Origin of the sequence: Pseudomonas sp. DCA-1, from assembly GCF_046523955.1 — a bacterium.
Classification (GTDB): Bacteria; Pseudomonadota; Gammaproteobacteria; order Pseudomonadales; family Pseudomonadaceae; genus Aquipseudomonas; species Aquipseudomonas putida_Y.
In genome coordinates this window covers 1,406,004-1,424,673 of record NZ_CP169881.1, presented here as the reverse complement: position 1 = coordinate 1,424,673, position 18,670 = coordinate 1,406,004, and the positions used below count along the sequence as shown (strand labels likewise).

Sequence of the window (18,670 nt, the reverse complement as noted above, 5' to 3'; positions counted from 1 at the left end):
TGAATAGTCACTGCACGATAGCCGCTGTCAGTCACGGCGGTCGAGGAAGTTGACCACCAAACGATCCAGCCAGCCCCAGATCCGTTGCTTGACCCTGCGCCACAAAGGGCGCGCATGCCAGTGAGCGAGGTCGACTTCTTCGCTCAGGGCGAAGTCGCGCTCGAAGCTGGCCACCACCGCCGCTGTCAACGGCGGGTCCAGCGCCTCGATGTTGGCTTCAAGGTTGAAGCGCAAGTTCCAGTGGTCGAAGTTGCACGAACCGACGCTGACCCAGTCGTCCACCACAGCCATCTTCAGGTGCAGGAAGCACGGCTGGTACTCGAAAATCCGTACGCCCGCGCGTAACAGCCGCGGGTAGTAACGATGCCCGGCGTAGCGTACCGAGGGGTGATCGGTGCGCGGACCGGTCAACAACAGCCGCACGTCCAGGCCCTTGCTGGCAGCCCGACGCAACGAGCGGCGCACGCTCCAGGTCGGCAAGAAGTACGGCGTGGCCAGCCATACCCGTTTCTTGCCGCTGTTCAGTGCCCGTACCAGCGCGTGCAGGATGTCCTGGTGCTGGCGGGCGTCGGCATAAGCGACCCGGCCCATGCCCTGCCCCTGCGCAGGCACCTTGGGCAGACGCGGCAGGCCAAAGCCTTCAGCAGGGCGCCAGGCGGTGCGGCGAGTGTTGGCGTGCCACTGACGGTCGAACAGCAACTGCCAGTCGCTCACCACCGGCCCCTGCATCTGCACCATCACTTCGTGCCATTCGCTGGTCGCCTCACCCGGCTTCCAGAACTCGTCGGTAACGCCCGTCCCCCCCACCACGGCCCAACGTTCGTCCACCAGTAGCAATTTGCGATGATCACGGTACAGGTTACGCAGGCCACGCTTCCAGCGCAGGCGGTTATACCAGCGCAAGTACACGCCAGCGTCCAGCAGGCGCTGACGCAACGCACTGTTGAAGGCCAATGCACCGTAGTCATCAAACAGGCAGCGCACCCGTACGCCACGTCGGGCAGCCTGCTCCAGCGCGTCCACCACCGCCTCGGCACAGGCGCCGGCCTCGACCAGGTACAGTTCCAGGTCAACCTGGAACTCGGCCCGCATGATCGCCAGGAGCATGCGCGGAAAGAATGCGGGGCCATCGATAAGCAGTTCGAACTGGTTGCCATCCCGCCAGGGGAAGACCGGCCCCGCCATGTCAGCGCGCAGTGAAGATCAGCACCGCGCTAACCGGCACCGACGGGTTGATGGACTTCAACCTGGCAAACTTGCGCAGGCTTTCCAGGCCCGGCATCAAGCCGAAATCTTCGGCGCGCAGCACCAGGGGCTCAAGGGTCACCACCTGGAAACGCCGCGCATCCAGGCGGGTGGCCAGCAACAAAACATTGTAGCGGTGCGACTGGCCATGCAGGGTGACCGTCAGCGGCAGACGCAACTCGATCTGTGCACCATCGGCCAGGTCATTGATCGGCTGCAGGTCGATCTGCGTCTTCACTGTGGCCTCGGCGAAGCGCTCGACCTCGAACAGGTTGTCGCGCATTTGCTCGTCACGCAGCGGAATACCGCTGCTTACCGAGTCCATCTCGATCCTCAACCCGGCCACACCCTTGCGGTCGACCGTGCCGTGCAGCACCAGAAAACGATGCACTTCGGCGGTATTGCCATTCTTGCCGGTAATAAACGACAGCCGTGAAGATTCGCCATCCAGGTGCCAATTGGCATGAGCGGGCAGGCACAAAGCCAGCAACAAGGCAGGCAGCAGGCGGGGCAGCTTGAACATGACAGATCTCGTGAAACCAGGCCGCCAACCTTACCCGCCTGCATTCATGGCAGCAAGCGGCAGCCCTCACGCGCGCCTTGCCAGGCCGCCTGGCTGCGCCGCCCCAGGCCTTCAGCGGTGACTTGCCGCTGCTGGCTGTTTTCCTCCAGCAGGCTCAATGGCAGCCACTGCTTCACATACCCTCGGCAGTACGCCTCGTCAAAGCCCATGACAAAGCGGCAGGAACAGTATTCCTTGGCCGAGTAGGCCGGCAGTATGCCGGGGAAGTCCGCCAGCGCCTGGCGTTCTTGCCAGGCCCAATACAGGAGCCCTGCCAGGACCAGCAGCAATAGCCGCTTCATGCCCCCTCCCCGGCCAGTGCCGCCAGCACCCGCTTGAGCAGTTCATCGTGTCGGTAGCTGCTGTCGCGGTCATCGGCGTAGCGCACGATCACCAGCTTTTGTTCAGGCAGCACATATAACGCCTGCCCCCAGTGGCCAAGGGCGGCGAAGGTGTCTGCGGGTGCGCTGGGCCAAGGCCGTTCGGCGCCAGCCAGCGGCTGGTTGAGCCACCAGTGGCCACCGGGGGTGGCCTCGCCAGGCAGCGCTTGGGCCTGGGCAAACGGGGTACGGTTGAGGGCTACCCAGGCTTTGGGCAGCAATTGTCGGCCCTGCCAGCGCCCGTCGCGTTGCATCAACAGGCCGATACGGGCCAAATCGCGGGCACTTAGGTACAGATAAGAAGAGCCTACGTAGGTGCCTGCCCGGTCACGCTCCCATACCGCACTGCCGATACCCAACGGGGTGAACAGTGCGTCCCAGGGATAGTCGGGGTACTGTCCGGCATCGAGCATGCCGCGCAGCGCTGCGGCCAGCAGGTTGCTGTCGCCACTGGAGTAGAGGAATCGCTGACCGGGGCTGGCAGCGGCACCCCGCGCTGCCGTATAGGCAGCCATGTCTGCGCGGCCACGGGTATACAGCATGGCCACCACCGAGGATTTCAGCGGTGCATATTCATAGTCTTCCTGCCAGTCGAGGCCACTGGCCCAGTGCAGCAGGTCGGCCATACGCACACCGGGGTGGGCGCGCATGGGTGGATAGAAGCGGCTGACCGGGTCTTGCATCTGGAAGCGGCCTTCGCCCTGGGCCACGCCCATTATCGTGGCCAGTACACTCTTGCTTACCGACCAGGTCAGGTGCGCGGTGTCGGCACGGGTGGGCGCTGTGTAGCGCTCGTGGAGGATACGACCGTCGCGGATGATCAGCAGAGCGTCGGTGCGGATGCCGTTGCGCTCCGAGGGAGAGCGTGCGGGAAAGGCATAAGCGTCGACGACCTGCCAGTCAAGGGCGGCAGGGTCGCTCTGCCACTGTGGGTCAGGCCAGTCCTCAGCCTTGACGCTAACTGCAACCATCGCAAGGATGACCAACAGTACCTTCATCGTGCTCGCCCTGATTGGGGCTGCCTTGCAGCCCTTCGCGGGCAAGCCCGCTCTCACAGTTGCAGGAGTGGATTTACCCGCGAACAGGCCAACATCATCAATAGAGCATCAGCGCCGAACCGGCCGCTTCTGCAACTTGCGCTGCAGCGTCCGCCGGTGCATGCCCAGCGCCCGTGCGGTCGCCGAGATGTTGCCTTCATGCTCGTTCAGCACGCGCTGGATGTGTTCCCACTGCAGGCGATCGACCGACATCGGGTTTTCCGGCACCAGGGTATCCAGGTCGGTGTGCTCCGACAGCAGTGCTGCCAACACGTCATCGGCGTCAGCCGGCTTGCACAGGTAGTTGCAGGCACCGCGCTTGACCGCCTCCACTGCGGTGGCAATGCTCGAGTAACCGGTCAGGATCACCACGCGCATTTCCGGGTCCAGTTCCAGCAACTTGGGCAGCAACACCAGGCCGGAATCGCCATCCATTTTAAGGTCCAGCGTGGCGTAGTCAGGCAGGTCCTGCTGGGCCAGAATCAAGCCTTCTTCGGCAGAACTGGCAGTGCTCACACGGAAACCGCGACGGCTCATGGCCCTGGCCATGACCCGGGTGAAGGTGGCATCGTCATCCACCAGCAGCAGGTGCGGCAGCTCTTCGCTTTCGACCTGGTTTTCTTCGCTCATCATTCATCTCCTCGCTTGCCATAGGGCAGGCGCAGTTCGGTCAGGGTGCCACCCTGTTCATGACTATAGAGTTTCACCGAGCCGCCCGCACGGGTCACGCTGGCCTTGCTCAAGAACAGGCCAAGGCCAAAGCCTTTGCCCTTGGTGGTAATAAAAGGTTTGCCAATGGCTTCGGCAATGGCCGGCGGTACGCCAGGGCCGTGGTCGTGGATACTGATGACAATGTCCTGGGCGTCCCAGTCCAGGCGAACCTCCAGATCATCAGGGCAGGCATCGGCGGCATTGTTCAACAGGTTCAGTAGCGCCTGGGTCAGGTCTGGCGGCGGAGACAGGCGCGGCACTTTGCCGTCGCGCAGGCGCTGGAAGCGGTAGCTGGCTTCCGGGCGCATCAGGTGCCAGCGGTTGAGCGCCTCGTCCAGCCAGGCAGTCACATCCTGCTCCACGATGGCCAGGCGTCGGTTGGCTTCGGCTGCGCGCACCAACTGCTGCAAGGTCTCTTTGCACAGCTTTACCTGGTCCTGGAGGATCTGCAGGTCCTCCTGCAACAGCGGGTCGGTGTGGTCCTGGCGCATTTCGTTGATCAGCACGCTCATGGTCGCCAGCGGCGTACCCAGCTCATGGGCGGCGCCGGCGGCCTGGGTCGCCACTGCCAGCAGTTGCTCGTCGCGCAGGCTCTCTTCACGCCGCTCTGAACGCAGCTGTTCCTGGCGGCGCAGCTCTTCGGCCATGCGCGCGGCAAAGAAGGTGATCACTGCGGCAGCCAAGGCAATGCTCAGCCACATGCCGTAGACCTGCATCTTGTCCCGCGCCATTGGCAGCCCTTCGAGCGGGTAGAACTGCACCAGCAGCAAACTGTAGGCCGTCAGCGCAATACCCGACAGGATCAGCGAATACAGCCACGGCAAGGTCACCGCAGCGATCGCCAGCGGCACCAAGTAATACGACACGAACGGGTTGGTCGAGCCGCCGGAGTAATACAGCAAGGCGCTATGGATCAGCAGGTCACAGGCCAGCTGCAGGGCGTATTCCATTTCGGTGACGGGCAGCGACAGGCGCAGGCGCAGGGCCGTGAAGGCACACAGCAGCGAAGAAAGGGCCAAGGTGCCGGCCAGCGACAGCCAGGGCAACGGCAGCAGTTCGGTCCAGTAGGCAACGCCCACCGAGCCGGCCTGGGCAGCCAGGACCAGGACCCGAATAAGGGTGAGGCGCCAGAGGTTCTGGCGGGTAGCGGACAACGGTTGTACGGCGGCGAGCATGAGCTCTCCTGATGAGTGCTCCAGAAAAATCGGCTGGAGTATACCGAAGCCGGGCGCCTCGCTGCAGCGATGCGGCAAAGCGCCACACTTTGTCACAGGTTCATGATGGCACTTTTGAACCCACTACACTGTTGCCGGTCCGATGGGCCATGCGTGGAATGGAAGTCCAGCCCCCACGCCTTTCAATGCCAAGGAGTATCACATGCAAATCCCACGTCGCGGCGCCGCCCTGATCATGTCTTGTGGCCTGCTCGCCAGCCTGCCGGCACTGGCCGCCGATGAACCGCGTTTCAACCAGGTATCGCTGCGGGCCGAAGTCAGCAAGGAAGTGGCGCGCGACCTGATGGTCGTGACCCTGTACAGCGAAGCGCAGAACAGCGACCCGGGCAAGCTCGCCAAGCAGATCACCGAAACCATGAACAAGGCCGTGCAGCAGTCGCGCCAGGTCAAGGACGTGAAGATCAGCCAGGGCAGCCGCAACAGCTACCCGGTATACGACAGCAAGGGCCAGAAGATCACCGGCTGGCGCGAACGCGCCGAGCTGCGCCTGGAAAGCGCCAACTTCCCGGCCTTGTCCCAGCTTACCGCCGATCTGTTGCAAGAGCTGAAAATGGGCGGCATGGACTTCTCCATCGCACCCGCCACGCGCAAGGCCAGCGAGGATGCACTGCTCAAGGATGCGGTCGATGCCTTCAAGGCTCGCGCGCAACTGGCGACTGAAGCGCTGGGTGGCAAAGGCTACAAAGTGGTCAGCCTGAACCTCAACAGCAGCGGTTACCCGCGCCCGTACTTGCGTAGCGCGCCGATGGCGATGAAGGCCATGGGGGCTGATGAAGCAGCACCCGCGCCGGATATCGAGGCGGGCACCAGTGAAGTGAGCATGAACGCCGATGGCCTGATCGAAGTGCAGATGCCATAAGGCGTCCACGCATCATCTGTGAGAGCGGGTGGGCTCGCGAACTAGACACTGCGGTGGATGGCACGGGCTTCGCCCGTGTTCGCGGGTAAACCCGCTCCTACAGGTGACCGCATCAATTTCACGATTTTCGGAAGTTTCCTACGCACCACATAGGTGCCTTCCTACATTCCTGCCCACCCGAAATATCGCGCAAAACGCCATCATCGCGCCTACGCAAACGTTTAACTTCGCCAAAAGTTATATCGATGCGACATCCATGTACGGACGTTCCACTTTTCTGGCGCCAACTATCCTCCTACCTGTTGCATTGGGAACAGCCCCTGCATAAGTATCCGCAGGTCGGCTCACGAGGCCACCTCATCCAAAAAATGACAACAATGAGGCCACCATGCTCAAACACGCAGTCATTCCGTTCCTGCTGGGTGCAGGCTTGCTCAGCGGCGCACCGTCGGCCGTTGCCGCATCCAACCTGGTGTTCTGCTCCGAAGGCAGCCCGGCCGGCTTCGATCCGGGGCAGTACACCACCGGGACCGACTTCGACGCCTCGGCAGAGACCGTATTCAACCGCCTGACCCAGTTCGAGCGCGGCGGCACTGCGGTCATCCCGGGCCTGGCAACCAAATGGGAGGTGTCCGACGACGGCAAGACCTATACCTTCCACCTGCGCGAAGGGGTGAAGTTCCACACCACCGACTACTTCAAGCCCAGCCGCCCGTTCAACGCCGACGACGTGCTGTTCACCTTCAACCGTATGCTCGACAAGGACAACCCGTTCCGCAAGGCGTACCCCACCGAGTTTCCATACTTCACCGACATGGGCATGGACAAGAACATTGCCAAGGTGGAGAAACTTGACGAGCACACGGTGAGGTTCACCCTCAACGAGGTTGACGCCGCGTTCATCCAGAACCTGGCCATGAGCTTTGCCTCGATCCAGTCCGCCGAATACGCCGACCAGTTGCTCAAGAACGGCAAGGCCGCCGACATCAACCAGAAGCCGATCGGCACCGGCCCGTTCGTGTTCAGCAAGTACCAGAAGGACGCGCAGATCCGCTTCAAGGGCAACAAGGACTACTGGAAGCCCGAGGACGTGAAGATCGACAACCTGATCTTTGCTATCACCACCGACGCCTCGGTGCGCATGCAGAAGCTTAAAAAGAACGAGTGCCAGGTCACCCTGTTCCCACGCCCGGCCGACATCGAGCCGCTAAGGAAGGTCTGAAAAAGACTTCCCGAATCTGGTGAAATACGCCGATCCCGCCAGCCGAGTTTTTCCATGAAGCAGATGACCTTCGCCGACGCCGAGTACGCCGGCAAGCGCAAGCAGACCCGTAAGGAATTGTTCCTGATCGAGATGGATCAGGTGGTGCCGTGGAAGGGATTGATTGCCCTGATCGAGCCACACTACCCAAAGGGTGAAGGTGGTCGTCCAGCCTATCCGCTGATGGCCATGTTACGTATCCATCTGATGCAGAACTGGTTCGGCTACAGCGACCCGGCCATGGAAGAAGCGCTCTACGAGACGACCATCCTGCGTCAGTTCGCCGGGCTGAGCCTGGAGCGCATTCCCGACGAAACCACCATCCTCAACTTCCGTCGTTTGCTGGAGAAACATGAGCTGGCAGCCGGCATCCTCGGCGTAATCAATGGCTACCTGGGGGATCGCGGCCTGTCGCTGCGCCAGGGCACTATCGTCGATGCCACACTGATCCACGCACCCAGCTCGACCAAGAACCAGGACGGCAAGCGCGACCCGGAAATGCACCAGAGCAAGAAAGGGAACCAGTATTACTTTGGCATGAAGGCGCACATCGGCGTGGATGATGAGTCGGGGCTGGTACACAGCGTGGTAGGCACGGCAGCCAACGTGGCGGATATCACCCAGGTCGACAAACTGCTGCACGGTAACGAGAACGTCGTCTGCGCCGATGCCGGCTACACCGGCGTCAAAAAGCGCCCCGAACATGCGGGCCGCGAAGTGATCTGGCAGGTCGCAGCACGCCGCAGCACCTACAAGAAGCTCGATAAACGCAGCGCCCTGTACAAAGCCAAGCGCAAGATCGAGAAGGCCAAGGCACAAGTGCGAGCGAAGGTCGAGCACCCGTTTCGAGTGATCAAGCGCCAGTTCGGTTACGTGAAGGTGCGCTTCCGTGGCCTGGCCAAGAACACCGCTCAGCTGGTGACGCTGTTCGCGCTGTCGAACCTATGGATGGCGCGCCGACATTTGCTGACTACCGCAGGAAAGGTGCACCTGTAATGCGGAAAATGGCTGCTGCGAGGTGCTCGCGGCGGCCAAAAACGGAGAACTGAGCGGGTTACCTGGTCGATTTTGATCGACGGCCCGCTTTCAAAAGCAGCAAGGGCTGAAGTCGACCGGAAATACAGGGTTACTTCAGACCTTCCCTAAAAGCCGACAAGAACCTGCAAATGCCGCAGCAGGCCGGTTTCAACCTCGGCTACATCGCCTACAACGTGATGGACAAGATCAAGGGCAGCAACGAGGCCAACCCCATGGCCCAGCTGAAAGTCCGACAGGCGCTGGACATGGCCGTGGACAAGAAAAAGATCATCGAGTCGGTGTACCAAGGCGCCGGCCAGTTGGCGGTCAACGCCATGCCGCCCACGCAGTGGTCCTATGACGACAGCATCAAGGACGCCGCCTTCGCCCCCGAGAAAGCCAAGCAACTGCTCAAGGAAGCCGGCATCAAGGAAGGCACCGAAATCACCCTGTGGGCCATGCCCGTGCAACGCCCGTACAACCCCAATGCCAAACTGATGGCCGAAATGCTCCAGGCCGACTGGGCCAAGATCGGTATCAAGGCGAAGATCGTCAGTTATGAATGGGGCGAATACATCAAGCGCTCCAAAGGCGGCGAGCAGGGTGCGATGCTGATTGGCTGGAGCGGTGACAATGGTGACCCGGACAACTGGCTGGGTACCCTCTACGGTTGCGATGCCGTCGATGGCAACAACTTCTCCAAGTGGTGCTACAAGCCCTACGACGACCTGATCAAACAGGCCAAGGCCACGTCCGACCAGGCCAAGCGCACCGAGCTGTACCAAAAGGCGCAGCACATCCTCAAGGAGCAGGTACCGATCACCCCGATCGCCCACTCCACTGTCTACCAACCCATGAGCGCCAAGGTGAAGGACTTCAAGATCAGCCCGTTTGCGCTGAATTCCTTCTACGGCGTAAGCGTGGACAAATAGGCTGACCGTGGCACCCGCTGAGCGGCGGGTGCCCCCTCCTTGCCACCCTTTCATGTCGTCCTGCAGCTATCCGCTGCGGGGTCGGCTAACTGTTGCCGCCATTCGCACCCCAAGGCGGCGCAAACAGATGAAAAAGGAACTGCCATGTGCTTCGCCAAACGCCTTTCGACCCTGCTGGCCCTGGGCCTGATCAGCCAATCCCCGGCCGTTTTGGCTAACAATCTGGTGTTCTGCTCCGAGGGCAGCCCAGCTGGCTTCGACACCGCTCAGTACACCAGCGCCACCGACAACGACGCCGCCGAACCCATCTACAACCGCCTGGTCGAGTTTGAACGTGGCGGTACCGCCGTGCACCCGGCCCTGGCGACCCGCTGGGAGGTGTCCGACGACGGCCTGCGCTACACCTTCCACCTGCGTGAAGGGGTCAAGTTCCACAGCAACAAGGCCTTCAGCCCGAGTCGCGCGTTCAACGCCGACGATGTGCTGTTCACCTTCAACCGCATGCTCGACAAGGGTCATCGGTTCCGTCAGGCCTACCCTACCGAATTCCCCTATTTCATCGGCATGGGCCTGGACAAGAACATCGCCCGCGTCGAGAAGATCGACCCGATGACCGTGGTGTTCACCCTGAACACGGTCGATGCCGCGTTCATCCAGAACCTGGCCATGAGCTTCGCCTCCATCCTCTCCGCTGAATACGCCGAGCAGTTACTGGCCAGTGGACGCCCCAGCGACATCAATCAGCAGCCTATCGGTACCGGGCCGTTCGTGTTCCAGCGCTACCAGAAGGATTCGCAGATCCGCTACAAGGGCAACAAGGACTATTGGGCAGCGAACGAAGTGAAGATCGACAACCTGGTGTTTTCGATCAATACCGACCCCTCGGTGCGCATCCAGAAGCTGCGCCGCAACGAATGCCAGGTCACCCTGCACCCGCGCCCGGCCGACCTGCCGGCGCTCAAGGCCGACAGCACGCTACAGGTGCTCCAGCAACCAGGCTTCAACCTCGGCTACATCGCCTACAACACCCAGCACCCGCCGTTCGACCGCCTGGAAGTGCGCCAGGCAATGGACATGGCGGTTAACAAGAAAGCCATCATCCAGGCGGTGTATCAGGACGCCGGTCAACTGGCAGTCAATGCCATGCCACCGACCCAGTGGTCCTATGACGACAGCATCCAGGACGCACCGTACGCTCCGGAAAAGGCCAGACAGTTGCTGCTGCAGGCCGGTGTCAAACCTGGCACCGAGATCACCCTGTGGGCCATGCCGGTGCAGCGCCCGTACAACCCCAATGCCAAGCTGATGGCCGAAATGCTCCAAGCCGACTGGAGCAAACTCGGGTTCAAGGTGCGCATCGTCAGCTACGAATGGGGCGAATACCTCAAACGCATGAAAAACGGTGAGCACGACGTCGCCCTGATCGGCTGGACCGGAGACAACGGCGACCCGGACAACTGGCTGGGTACCCTATACAGCTGCGATGCCATCGGCAGCAACAACTACTCGCAGTGGTGCGACCCGCAGTACGACAGCCTGGTCAAGCAGGCCAAGCAGGTGACCGACCGTACCCAGCGCACCGCCCTCTACCAGCAGGCCCAGCAGCGGCTCAAGCAGCAGGTACCGATTACCCCGGTGGCGCATTCCACAGTGAACCAGCCGCTTAGCGTCAAGGTTTCCCAGTTCAAGGTCAGCCCGTTTGGGCGCAATGATTTTTCCGGTGTGAGTGTTGATTAAGCGTTAGCCAGTTCCGGCCTCTTCGCGGGCAAGCCCGCTCCCACAGGATCTCGACAGGTTCGGACACTGCGCCCTGCCTGTGGGAGCGGGCTTGCCCGCGAAGAGGCCAGTACGGCCAACACAACACCCCGATTCTGCCCGGTGATCCCGCGGCAACCCTGGCAACACAGCAGCAATCACCCGGCCCACAAGGCCGGCCATAACTAGAAAAGAAAGGGAGCTTTAACCTTGAAAGTATTCACCTTGACCGCACTGGCGTTATCCATCAGTGCCTTTTCCACTGTGGCCCAGGCAGATCCGCAGAGCCAGGACTACCTCCCGCTCACCCTCAAAAGCACAAGCGAGCAAGCGCAAGCCAGCGGCTTCATCGACGGCCAAAGCCTGTCCGGCAGCACCCGCAACTGGTATGCCCGCGAACGCGCCGCACGCGCGCCGCTGTGGAAGTACTACAAGAACGACGGCACCCGCCACGACACCCACAGCCGTGAAAACTGGGTACAGGGCACCATCCTCAACTACAGTTCCGGCTTCACCCAGGGCACCGTGGGCTTCGCCGTCGAGGCCGCCGGCTACAACGCCATCGCCCTGCAGCAGAGCCGCGAAGCCATTGCCGGCCCCAACAACCGCACCCTCACCCACAGCGATGGCGACCCCATCGGCCAGTGGAGCAAACTGGGCCTGGGCAATATCAAGGCGCGTGTGTCCAACACCACCCTTACCCTCGGCCGCCAGTCGGTGGACACGCCGATGATCGCCTACATCGGCAACCGCGCCCTGCCCTCGAGCTTCCAGGGCGCATTCCTGCACAGCGCCGAATTCGACAACCTCAGCATCGACCTGGGTACTTTCGACCGCGTCTCGCCACGTACCGAACAGAGCCTCAGCAAGTTCCGCAGCGAGTACAGTGCCACCGGCGTGGAAACCGACCGTGCCAGCACCGCCGGCATCAACTACCAGCCGTTCAAGAGCCTGAGTACCAGCCTGTACGCCACCAAGGTCGACGACTTCTGGAACCAGTACTACTTCGGCGCCAACCATGTGCTCGGCGACAGCGCAGTGCTCAGCCTGAGCACCGGCCTGAACTACTACAAGACCGTCGACGCCGGCAGCCAGAAAATGGGCAAGATCGACAACGACACCTACAGCCTGTCACTGGGCCTGACCCATCAGGCCCACACCCTCAGCGCCTCCTGGCAGCAGGTCAACGGCAACGAGTACTTTGACTACCTGCACGAAACCAACGGCATCTTCCTGGCCAACTCGCTGCTGTCGGACTTCAACGGCCCCAACGAGAAATCGCTGCAGATTTCCTACGTGCTGAACATGGCGCCCTATGGCGTGCCTGGCCTGAAGTTCAACCTGTACAACGCCCGCGGCTGGGGTATCGACGGCACCCACTACCGTGGCACTGCCTACGACGTGAATGGCCTGGATGGCGAAACCCACTATGAGTGGGGTATCGGCACCAGCTATGCGCTGCAGAGCGGGCCGCTGAAAGACACCAGCATCCGTGCCACCTACACCACCCATCGCGCCAGCAAGGCACAGGGCGATGGCAGCCTGGATGAGTTCCGCGTGGTCACCACCATTCCGTTCAACATTCTCTGACCGTCGGCGCCCTGGCCCGTTTCGCTGCGGGCCGGGGCGGCTACGCTGGAACCAATGCAAGCAGGGAGTTTTCAACACATGCACAGAGCTTTCATGAAATCGCGGCCGTTGCGCCTAGCCCTGGTCGCGCTGCTTCTGGGCGGCGCCACGCAACTGGCGGCCAAACCGCTGGTGGTGTGTACAGAAGCCAGCCCGGAAGGGTTCGACATCGTCCAGTACACCACCGCAGTCACCGCCGATGCCTCGGCCGAGACAGTGTTCAACCGCCTGGTCGACTTCAAACCCGGCACCACCGAGATCCAGCCAGCCCTGGCCGAGCGCTGGGACATTTCAGCCGACGGCCTGACCTACACCTTCCATCTGCGTCAGGGGGTTAAGTTCCACACCACCGACTACTTCAAGCCAACTCGTGACTTCAACGCCGATGACGTGCTGTGGAGCCTCAATCGCCAGCTCGACCCGAACCACCCCTGGCATGACAAGACCAGCGTCGGCTACCCGTACTTCGAGAGCATGGGGTTCAAGGAACTGCTCAAGTCGGTCAGCAAGGCTGACGAGCACACCGTGGTGATTACCCTCAGCCGACCGGAAGCGCCGTTCCTGCGCGACATGGCCATGGGCTTTACCTCGATCTACTCCGCCGAATACGGCGACCAGTTGCTCAAGTCTGGCAAGACCGCCGAGCTGAACAGCAAGCCGATCGGCACCGGCCCTTTCATTTTCCAGCGTTACAACAAGGACGCCCAGGTCCGCTTCAAGCCCAACCCGGACTATTTCCGCGGCAAGCCGCCGGCCGATGCGCTGGTGTTCGCCATCGCCATCGACAGCAACGTGCGCCTGCAAAAACTGCGCGCCAACGAGTGCCAGGTGGCGCTCTATCCCAAGCCCGATGACGTGCCGTCGATCAAGCAAGACCCGAAACTCAAGGTTGAAGAAATCGAGGCCTTGGTCACCGGCTACATCGCCATGAATACCCAGCACAAATACCTCAACGACGTGCGCGTGCGTAAAGCCATCAACATGGCCTTCGACCGCCAGACCCATGTCGACCAACTGTTTGGCAAAGGCAACGCGCTGGTAGGTGTAAACCCTTACCCCCCCACCATGATCGGCTACAACACCCACAACCAGAACCCACCGCGCGACCTCGATAAAGCCCGCGCACTGCTCAGTCAGGCCGGTGTACCCGAGGGCACGGTAATCACCCTGTTCACCCGCAACGGCGGCGGCCCGACCAACCCCAACCCGCGCCTGTCCGCCGAGATGCTGCAAGCCGACCTCAAACAGATCGGCCTCAAGCTGGATATCCGCGTCATGGAATGGGCCGAGATGCTGCGCCGGGCGAAGAACGGCGAAGCCGACCTGGTGTCCACCGGCTGGGCCGGCGACAACGGCGACCCCGACAACTTCCTCAGCCCGCTGCTCAGTTGCGATGCCGTGAAAAGTGGCGAGAACTATGCGCGCTGGTGCAACCCCAAGTTCCAGGAACTGATCAGCCGCGCCCGCGAAGTGATCGACAACGACGAGCGTGCAAGGCTCTATAACGAGGCATTGAAAGTGTACGATGACGAACAACCCTGGATCAGCATGGCTCATCCAAAGATGTTCACCGCCATGCGTGACAACGTGGAGGGCTACGTGATCAACCCTCTGACCAACAACAACTTCGCCACCACCAAGGTGAAGTAGAACAACAACGACCGCCGGCAACCCACACGGGGACCGGCGGCTCTGCCGTACCGGGCTGATCGCCCCACGGCCTGATGAGGTAACCCCGACAATGTTTAGTTTTATTGCCCGGCGCCTTGGCCTGCTGATACCGACCTTTTTCGGCATCACCTTGCTGACCTTCGCGCTCATACGCCTGATCCCCGGCGACCCGGTGGAAGTGATGATGGGCGAGCGCAGGGTCGACCCCGAAATGCATGCCCAGGCCATGGAACGCCTGGGCCTGAACAAGCCACTGCCGGTCCAGTACCTGGACTACGTCGGCAAACTTGCCCAGGGTGACCTTGGCGAATCGCTGCGCACCCGCGAAAGCGTGTGGCGCGAATTCCTCACCCTGTTCCCGGCCACCCTTGAACTGGCCTTCGCCGCCCTGCTGTTCGCCGGCATCGTCGGCCTGCTGGCCGGGGTAATCGCTGCACTCAAGCGCGGTTCATTGTTCGACCACGGTGTCATGGGCATATCACTGGCCGGCTACTCGATGCCGATTTTCTGGTGGGGCCTGATCCTGATCATGTTCTTCTCGGTAAGCCTGGGCTGGACCCCGGTATCCGGGCGCATCAACCTGCTCTACGACATCGAGCCGAAAACCGGCTTCATGCTCATCGATACCCTGCTCAGCGATGAAGAGGGCGCGTTCAAGGACGCAGTGATGCACCTGATCCTGCCGGCCATCGTGCTCGGTACCATCCCGCTGGCAGTGATCGCCCGCATGACCCGCTCGTCGATGCTCGAAGTGCTGCGTGAGGACTACATCCGCACCGCCCGCGCCAAAGGCCTGTCGCCGGCCCGCGTGGTGTTCGTGCACGGCCTGCGCAATGCGCTGATCCCGGTGCTGACCGTGTTCGGCCTGCAGGTCGGCACGCTGCTGGCCGGTGCAGTGCTGACCGAAACCATCTTTTCTTGGCCGGGCATCGGCAAATGGCTGATCGAAGCCATCGGTGCCCGTGACTACCCCGTGGTCCAGAACGGCATCCTGTTGATCGCCTGCCTGGTGATTCTGGTCAACTTCGTCGTGGACATCCTCTACGGCCTGGCCAACCCACGCATCCGTCATCAGCGCTGAGGCCTTTGCCATGACTAGCCCGATTCCAAAATCCGTGTCGCCGGCCAGCCCGGTGGACCAAAGCCTGCTTTACCCCTCCCCGTACAAAGAATTCTGGCAAGCCTTCGCGCGCAACAAGGGCGCGGTAATGGGCCTGGCCTTCATGTGCCTGGTTGTGTTCTGCGCGCTGTTCGCGCCTTGGGTCGCCCCGCATGACCCGAGCGAGCAGTACCGCGACTTCCTGCTGACCCCGCCGGTGTGGCTGGAAGGCGGCACCTGGCAGTTCATCCTAGGCACCGACGAACTGGGCCGTGATCTGCTTTCGCGGCTGATTCAGGGCGCACGGCTGTCGCTGCTGATCGGCCTGTCCTCAGTCGTGATGTCACTGATTCCGGGCATTCTCCTTGGGCTGCTGGCCGGATTTTTCCCGCAGTTGCTCGGCCCGTCGATCATGCGCCTGATGGACGTGATGCTGGCCTTGCCGTCGCTGTTGCTGGCCGTGGCCATCGTCGCCATCCTCGGCCCTGGCCTGATCAACACCGTGATCGCCATCGCCATCGTCTCGCTGCCCTCTTATGTGCGCCTGACCCGCGCCGCGGTGATGGGTGAACTCAACCGCGACTACGTCACCGCCGCACGCCTGGCCGGTGCCGGCCTGCCACGGCTGATGTTCGTCACCGTGCTGCCCAACTGCATGGCCCCGCTGATCGTGCAGGCCACCCTCAGCTTCTCCTCAGCCATCCTCGACGCCGCCGCACTGGGTTTCCTTGGCCTCGGCGTACAGCCGCCAACCCCCGAGTGGGGCACCATGCTGGCTTCGGCCCGAGACTACATCGAGCGCGCCTGGTGGGTAGTGAGCCTGCCTGGCCTGACCATTCTGCTCAGTGTGCTGGCAATCAACCTGATGGGCGACGGCCTGCGCGACGCGCTGGACCCGAAACTCAAGAACGCCGCCTGAGGAGAACGCCATGTCACTGTTGCAGATCAACAACCTGAACGTGCGCTTCGGCGACGCCAATGCAGTACCGGTGGTGGACGGCCTGGACCTGAAAGTCGACGCTGGCGAGATCCTGGCCATCGTCGGCGAGTCCGGCTCGGGCAAGTCGGTCACCATGATGGCCCTGATGGGCCTGATCGACGCTCCCGGGCGCATCACCGCCGACTCACTGACCTTCGACGGCACCGATATGCTCAAGCTCAGCGGCCGTCAGCGGCGCAAGGTGGTGGGCAAGGACATCGCCATGGTCTTCCAGGACCCGATGACCGCGCTCAACCCCAGCTACACCGTGGGCTTCCAGATCGAGGAAGTGCTGCGCCAGCACTTGGGCCTAAAGGGCAAGGCTGCCCGCCAGCGTGCTCTGGAGCTCTTGAAGAAGGTCGAGATTCCGGCCGCCGAAAGCCGCCTGGACGCTTACCCGCACCAGCTGTCAGGCGGCATGAGCCAACGTGTGGCGATTGCCATGGCCATTGCCGGCGAGCCCAAGCTGCTGATCGCCGACGAACCGACCACGGCCCTCGACGTGACCATCCAGGCTCAGATCATGGAACTGCTGGTCAACCTGCAGAAGGAGCGCAACATGGCGCTCATCCTGATCACCCACGACCTCGCCGTGGTCGCCGAAACCGCCAGGCGGGTGTGCGTGATGTACGCCGGCCAAGCCGTGGAAGTCGGCCAGGTGCCAGAACTGTTCGATGTGCCCGCCCACCCTTACAGCGAAGCCCTGCTCGCCGCGATCCCCGAGCACAGCATTGGCGCCGAACGCCTGGCCACACTGCCTGGCATCGTCCCCGGCCGCTACGACCGCCCGGTCGGCTGCCTGCTGTCACCACGCTGCCCCTATGTACAGGACAATTGCCGGCGCCAGCGCCCGCCCCTCGACCCACAGGCCCACAGCCTGGTGCGTTGCTTCTACCCGCTGAATCAGGAGGTGGCGTGATGGCCGTCGTACTTACCGCACGGGAGCTGACCCGGCATTACGAAGTGTCCCGCGGGCTGTTCAAGGGCCACGCGCTGGTGCGCGCGCTCAATGGCGTGTCGTTCGAACTGGAGGCCGGCAAGACCCTGGCCGTGGTCGGTGAGTCCGGCTGTGGCAAGTCGACCCTGGCCCGCGCCCTGACCCTGATCGAAGAGCCTTCGTCCGGCTCGCTGCAAATTGCCGGCACCGAGGTGAAGGGCGCCAGCAAGGCAGAGCGCAAACAACTGCGCCGCGATGTGCAGATGGTGTTCCAGAGCCCCTACGCCTCGCTCAACCCACGGCAGAAGATCGGCGACCAACTGGCCGAACCGCTGCTGATCAACACTTCTCTGAGCAAGGCCGAGCGCCGCGACAAGGTGCAGAAGATGATGGAGCAGGTCGGCCTGCGCCCCGAGCACTATCAGCGCTACCCGCACATGTTTTCCGGCGGCCAGCGCCAGCGCATTGCCCTGGCACGGGCGATGATGCTGCAACCCAAGGTGCTGGTGGCGGACGAGCCAACCTCGGCGCTGGACGTGTCGATTCAGGCGCAGGTGCTGAACCTGTTCATGGATCTGCAGAAGGAGTTCAACACCGCCTACGTGTTCATCTCGCACAACCTGGCGGTGGTACGGCATGTGGCGGATCAGGTACTGGTGATGTACCTGGGGCGGCCGGCGGAGATGGGGCCGAAGGAGGACATCTACGCGAAGCCGCTGCACCCGTATACCCAGGCGTTGCTGTCGGCGACACCGGCGATTCATCCAGACCCGTTGAAGCCGAAGATTCGCATCGCCGGAGAGCTGCCCAACCCGCTGAACCCGCCGGATGGGTGTGCGTTTCACAAACGCTGCCCGCATGCGACCGAGCGGTGTGCCAAGGAGGTGCCGGCGCTGAGGCAGGTGAGTACGCGGCAGGTGGCTTGTCACTATGCAGAGCAGTTTCTTTAACTGTTAGAAAACTGGGCAGCCCTCAATGCGAAAAACAGCAGTTTGCTGCGCTGCCCAGTCACGCTTCCTGACCACCGCTCACTTAGCAGGGCTAATAGTGGAGGACTGAGCATGCGTTCCAGCGCCGAGCATCTGAGGATGCGGCGGGAGGAGCGCAGCTGAAGTGCCAAGGCTTTTTGATTGTGGAGCTGAATCCATTTGTGGACGAGGTTGCCATTGAGGCTGTAGCCCAGTCGATGTTTGCGATGGAGGCACCGGGCTCGTCGCACTCTGGGCTTTGAAAGATTTATTGTAGGTACGGCGCTGAGGATGCCTGGAAAATCCGCTTGATGGGCCAGAAATGGTGTCCACTTTTAGGTGGACACCATAGCCTTCGCCGGCTCCGTCAGGAAGATGTGTTGGCCGGACGGA

Annotated in this window: 15 protein-coding genes and 2 pseudogenes; 11 read left to right on the top strand and 6 right to left on the bottom strand. The window is 62.1% G+C overall.

The window, feature by feature from the left end; all coding sequences use genetic code 11:
* Positions 1–27 precede the first annotated feature (27 nt).
* The 6 genes from ACE4QZ_RS06880 to ACE4QZ_RS06855 form a co-directional block, all read right to left on the bottom strand.
* Complete coding sequence (locus ACE4QZ_RS06880) at positions 28–1,185, bottom strand: phospholipase D-like domain-containing protein (RefSeq protein ID WP_021781810.1); 1,158 nt, start codon at positions 1,183–1,185, stop codon at positions 28–30.
* A gap of 1 nt (position 1,186) precedes the next feature.
* Complete coding sequence (locus tag ACE4QZ_RS06875) at positions 1,187–1,768, bottom strand: YceI family protein (RefSeq protein ID WP_021781809.1); 582 nt, start codon at positions 1,766–1,768, stop codon at positions 1,187–1,189.
* 44 nt (positions 1,769–1,812) lie between these two features.
* The gene (locus ACE4QZ_RS06870; RefSeq protein WP_021781808.1) at positions 1,813–2,109 is read right to left on the bottom strand and encodes a hypothetical protein; all 297 of its coding nucleotides are present in this window, start codon (positions 2,107–2,109) and stop codon (positions 1,813–1,815) included.
* Positions 2,106–3,185: a serine hydrolase domain-containing protein gene (locus tag ACE4QZ_RS06865; protein ID WP_103463224.1), complete on the bottom strand. Its 1,080-nt coding sequence runs from the start codon at positions 3,183–3,185 to the stop codon at positions 2,106–2,108. Before ACE4QZ_RS06865 ends, ACE4QZ_RS06870 begins: the two co-directional genes overlap by 4 nt.
* A gap of 108 nt (positions 3,186–3,293) precedes the next feature.
* On the bottom strand, positions 3,294–3,854 hold the full coding sequence (locus ACE4QZ_RS06860; RefSeq protein WP_003255244.1) for a response regulator transcription factor: 561 nt from the start codon (positions 3,852–3,854) through the stop codon (positions 3,294–3,296).
* The gene (locus ACE4QZ_RS06855; protein ID WP_021781806.1) at positions 3,854–5,110 is read right to left on the bottom strand and encodes an ATP-binding protein; all 1,257 of its coding nucleotides are present in this window, start codon (positions 5,108–5,110) and stop codon (positions 3,854–3,856) included. The genes ACE4QZ_RS06860 and ACE4QZ_RS06855 overlap by 1 nt, the downstream gene beginning before the upstream one ends.
* Positions 5,111–5,312: 202 nt before the next feature.
* On the opposite strand from ACE4QZ_RS06855, the gene ACE4QZ_RS06850 reads away from it, so the two are divergent.
* From ACE4QZ_RS06850 to ACE4QZ_RS06800, 11 genes and pseudogenes are all read left to right on the top strand, one after another.
* The gene (locus ACE4QZ_RS06850; RefSeq protein WP_021781805.1) at positions 5,313–6,029 is read left to right on the top strand and encodes an SIMPL domain-containing protein; all 717 of its coding nucleotides are present in this window, start codon (positions 5,313–5,315) and stop codon (positions 6,027–6,029) included.
* 388 nt (positions 6,030–6,417) lie between these two features.
* Positions 6,418–7,245 (top strand): annotated as a pseudogene (locus ACE4QZ_RS06845) (ABC transporter substrate-binding protein); the annotation flags it as partial.
* A gap of 60 nt (positions 7,246–7,305) precedes the next feature.
* Positions 7,306–8,286 (top strand): IS5-like element ISPa16 family transposase, encoded by a 981-nt coding sequence (locus ACE4QZ_RS06840; RefSeq protein ID WP_410480420.1) that lies wholly within the window; start codon positions 7,306–7,308, stop codon positions 8,284–8,286.
* A gap of 143 nt (positions 8,287–8,429) precedes the next feature.
* Positions 8,430–9,239, top strand: a pseudogene (locus ACE4QZ_RS06835) (ABC transporter substrate-binding protein); the annotation flags it as partial.
* A 144-nt stretch (positions 9,240–9,383) separates the two neighbouring features.
* Complete coding sequence (locus tag ACE4QZ_RS06830) at positions 9,384–10,976, top strand: ABC transporter substrate-binding protein (protein ID WP_103463225.1); 1,593 nt, start codon at positions 9,384–9,386, stop codon at positions 10,974–10,976.
* 228 nt (positions 10,977–11,204) lie between these two features.
* Complete coding sequence (locus ACE4QZ_RS06825; protein WP_021781802.1) at positions 11,205–12,584, top strand: OprD family porin; 1,380 nt, start codon at positions 11,205–11,207, stop codon at positions 12,582–12,584.
* 78 nt (positions 12,585–12,662) lie between these two features.
* Positions 12,663–14,273 (top strand): ABC transporter substrate-binding protein, encoded by a 1,611-nt coding sequence (locus ACE4QZ_RS06820; protein WP_021781801.1) that lies wholly within the window; start codon positions 12,663–12,665, stop codon positions 14,271–14,273.
* 91 nt (positions 14,274–14,364) lie between these two features.
* A complete protein-coding gene (locus tag ACE4QZ_RS06815) occupies positions 14,365–15,375 on the top strand; it encodes an ABC transporter permease subunit (RefSeq protein ID WP_028697407.1) in 1,011 nt (336 codons plus the stop codon).
* 10 nt (positions 15,376–15,385) lie between these two features.
* On the top strand, positions 15,386–16,312 hold the full coding sequence (locus ACE4QZ_RS06810; protein ID WP_009685150.1) for an ABC transporter permease subunit: 927 nt from the start codon (positions 15,386–15,388) through the stop codon (positions 16,310–16,312).
* Between the two features lie 10 nt (positions 16,313–16,322).
* Entirely contained in the window at positions 16,323–17,291 is a 969-nt protein-coding gene (locus tag ACE4QZ_RS06805) for an ABC transporter ATP-binding protein (protein ID WP_010952089.1), read from the top strand.
* Entirely contained in the window at positions 17,291–18,259 is a 969-nt protein-coding gene (locus ACE4QZ_RS06800; RefSeq protein ID WP_028697406.1) for a peptide ABC transporter ATP-binding protein, read from the top strand. Before ACE4QZ_RS06805 ends, ACE4QZ_RS06800 begins: the two co-directional genes overlap by 1 nt.
* The last annotated feature ends 411 nt before the right edge of the window (positions 18,260–18,670 follow it).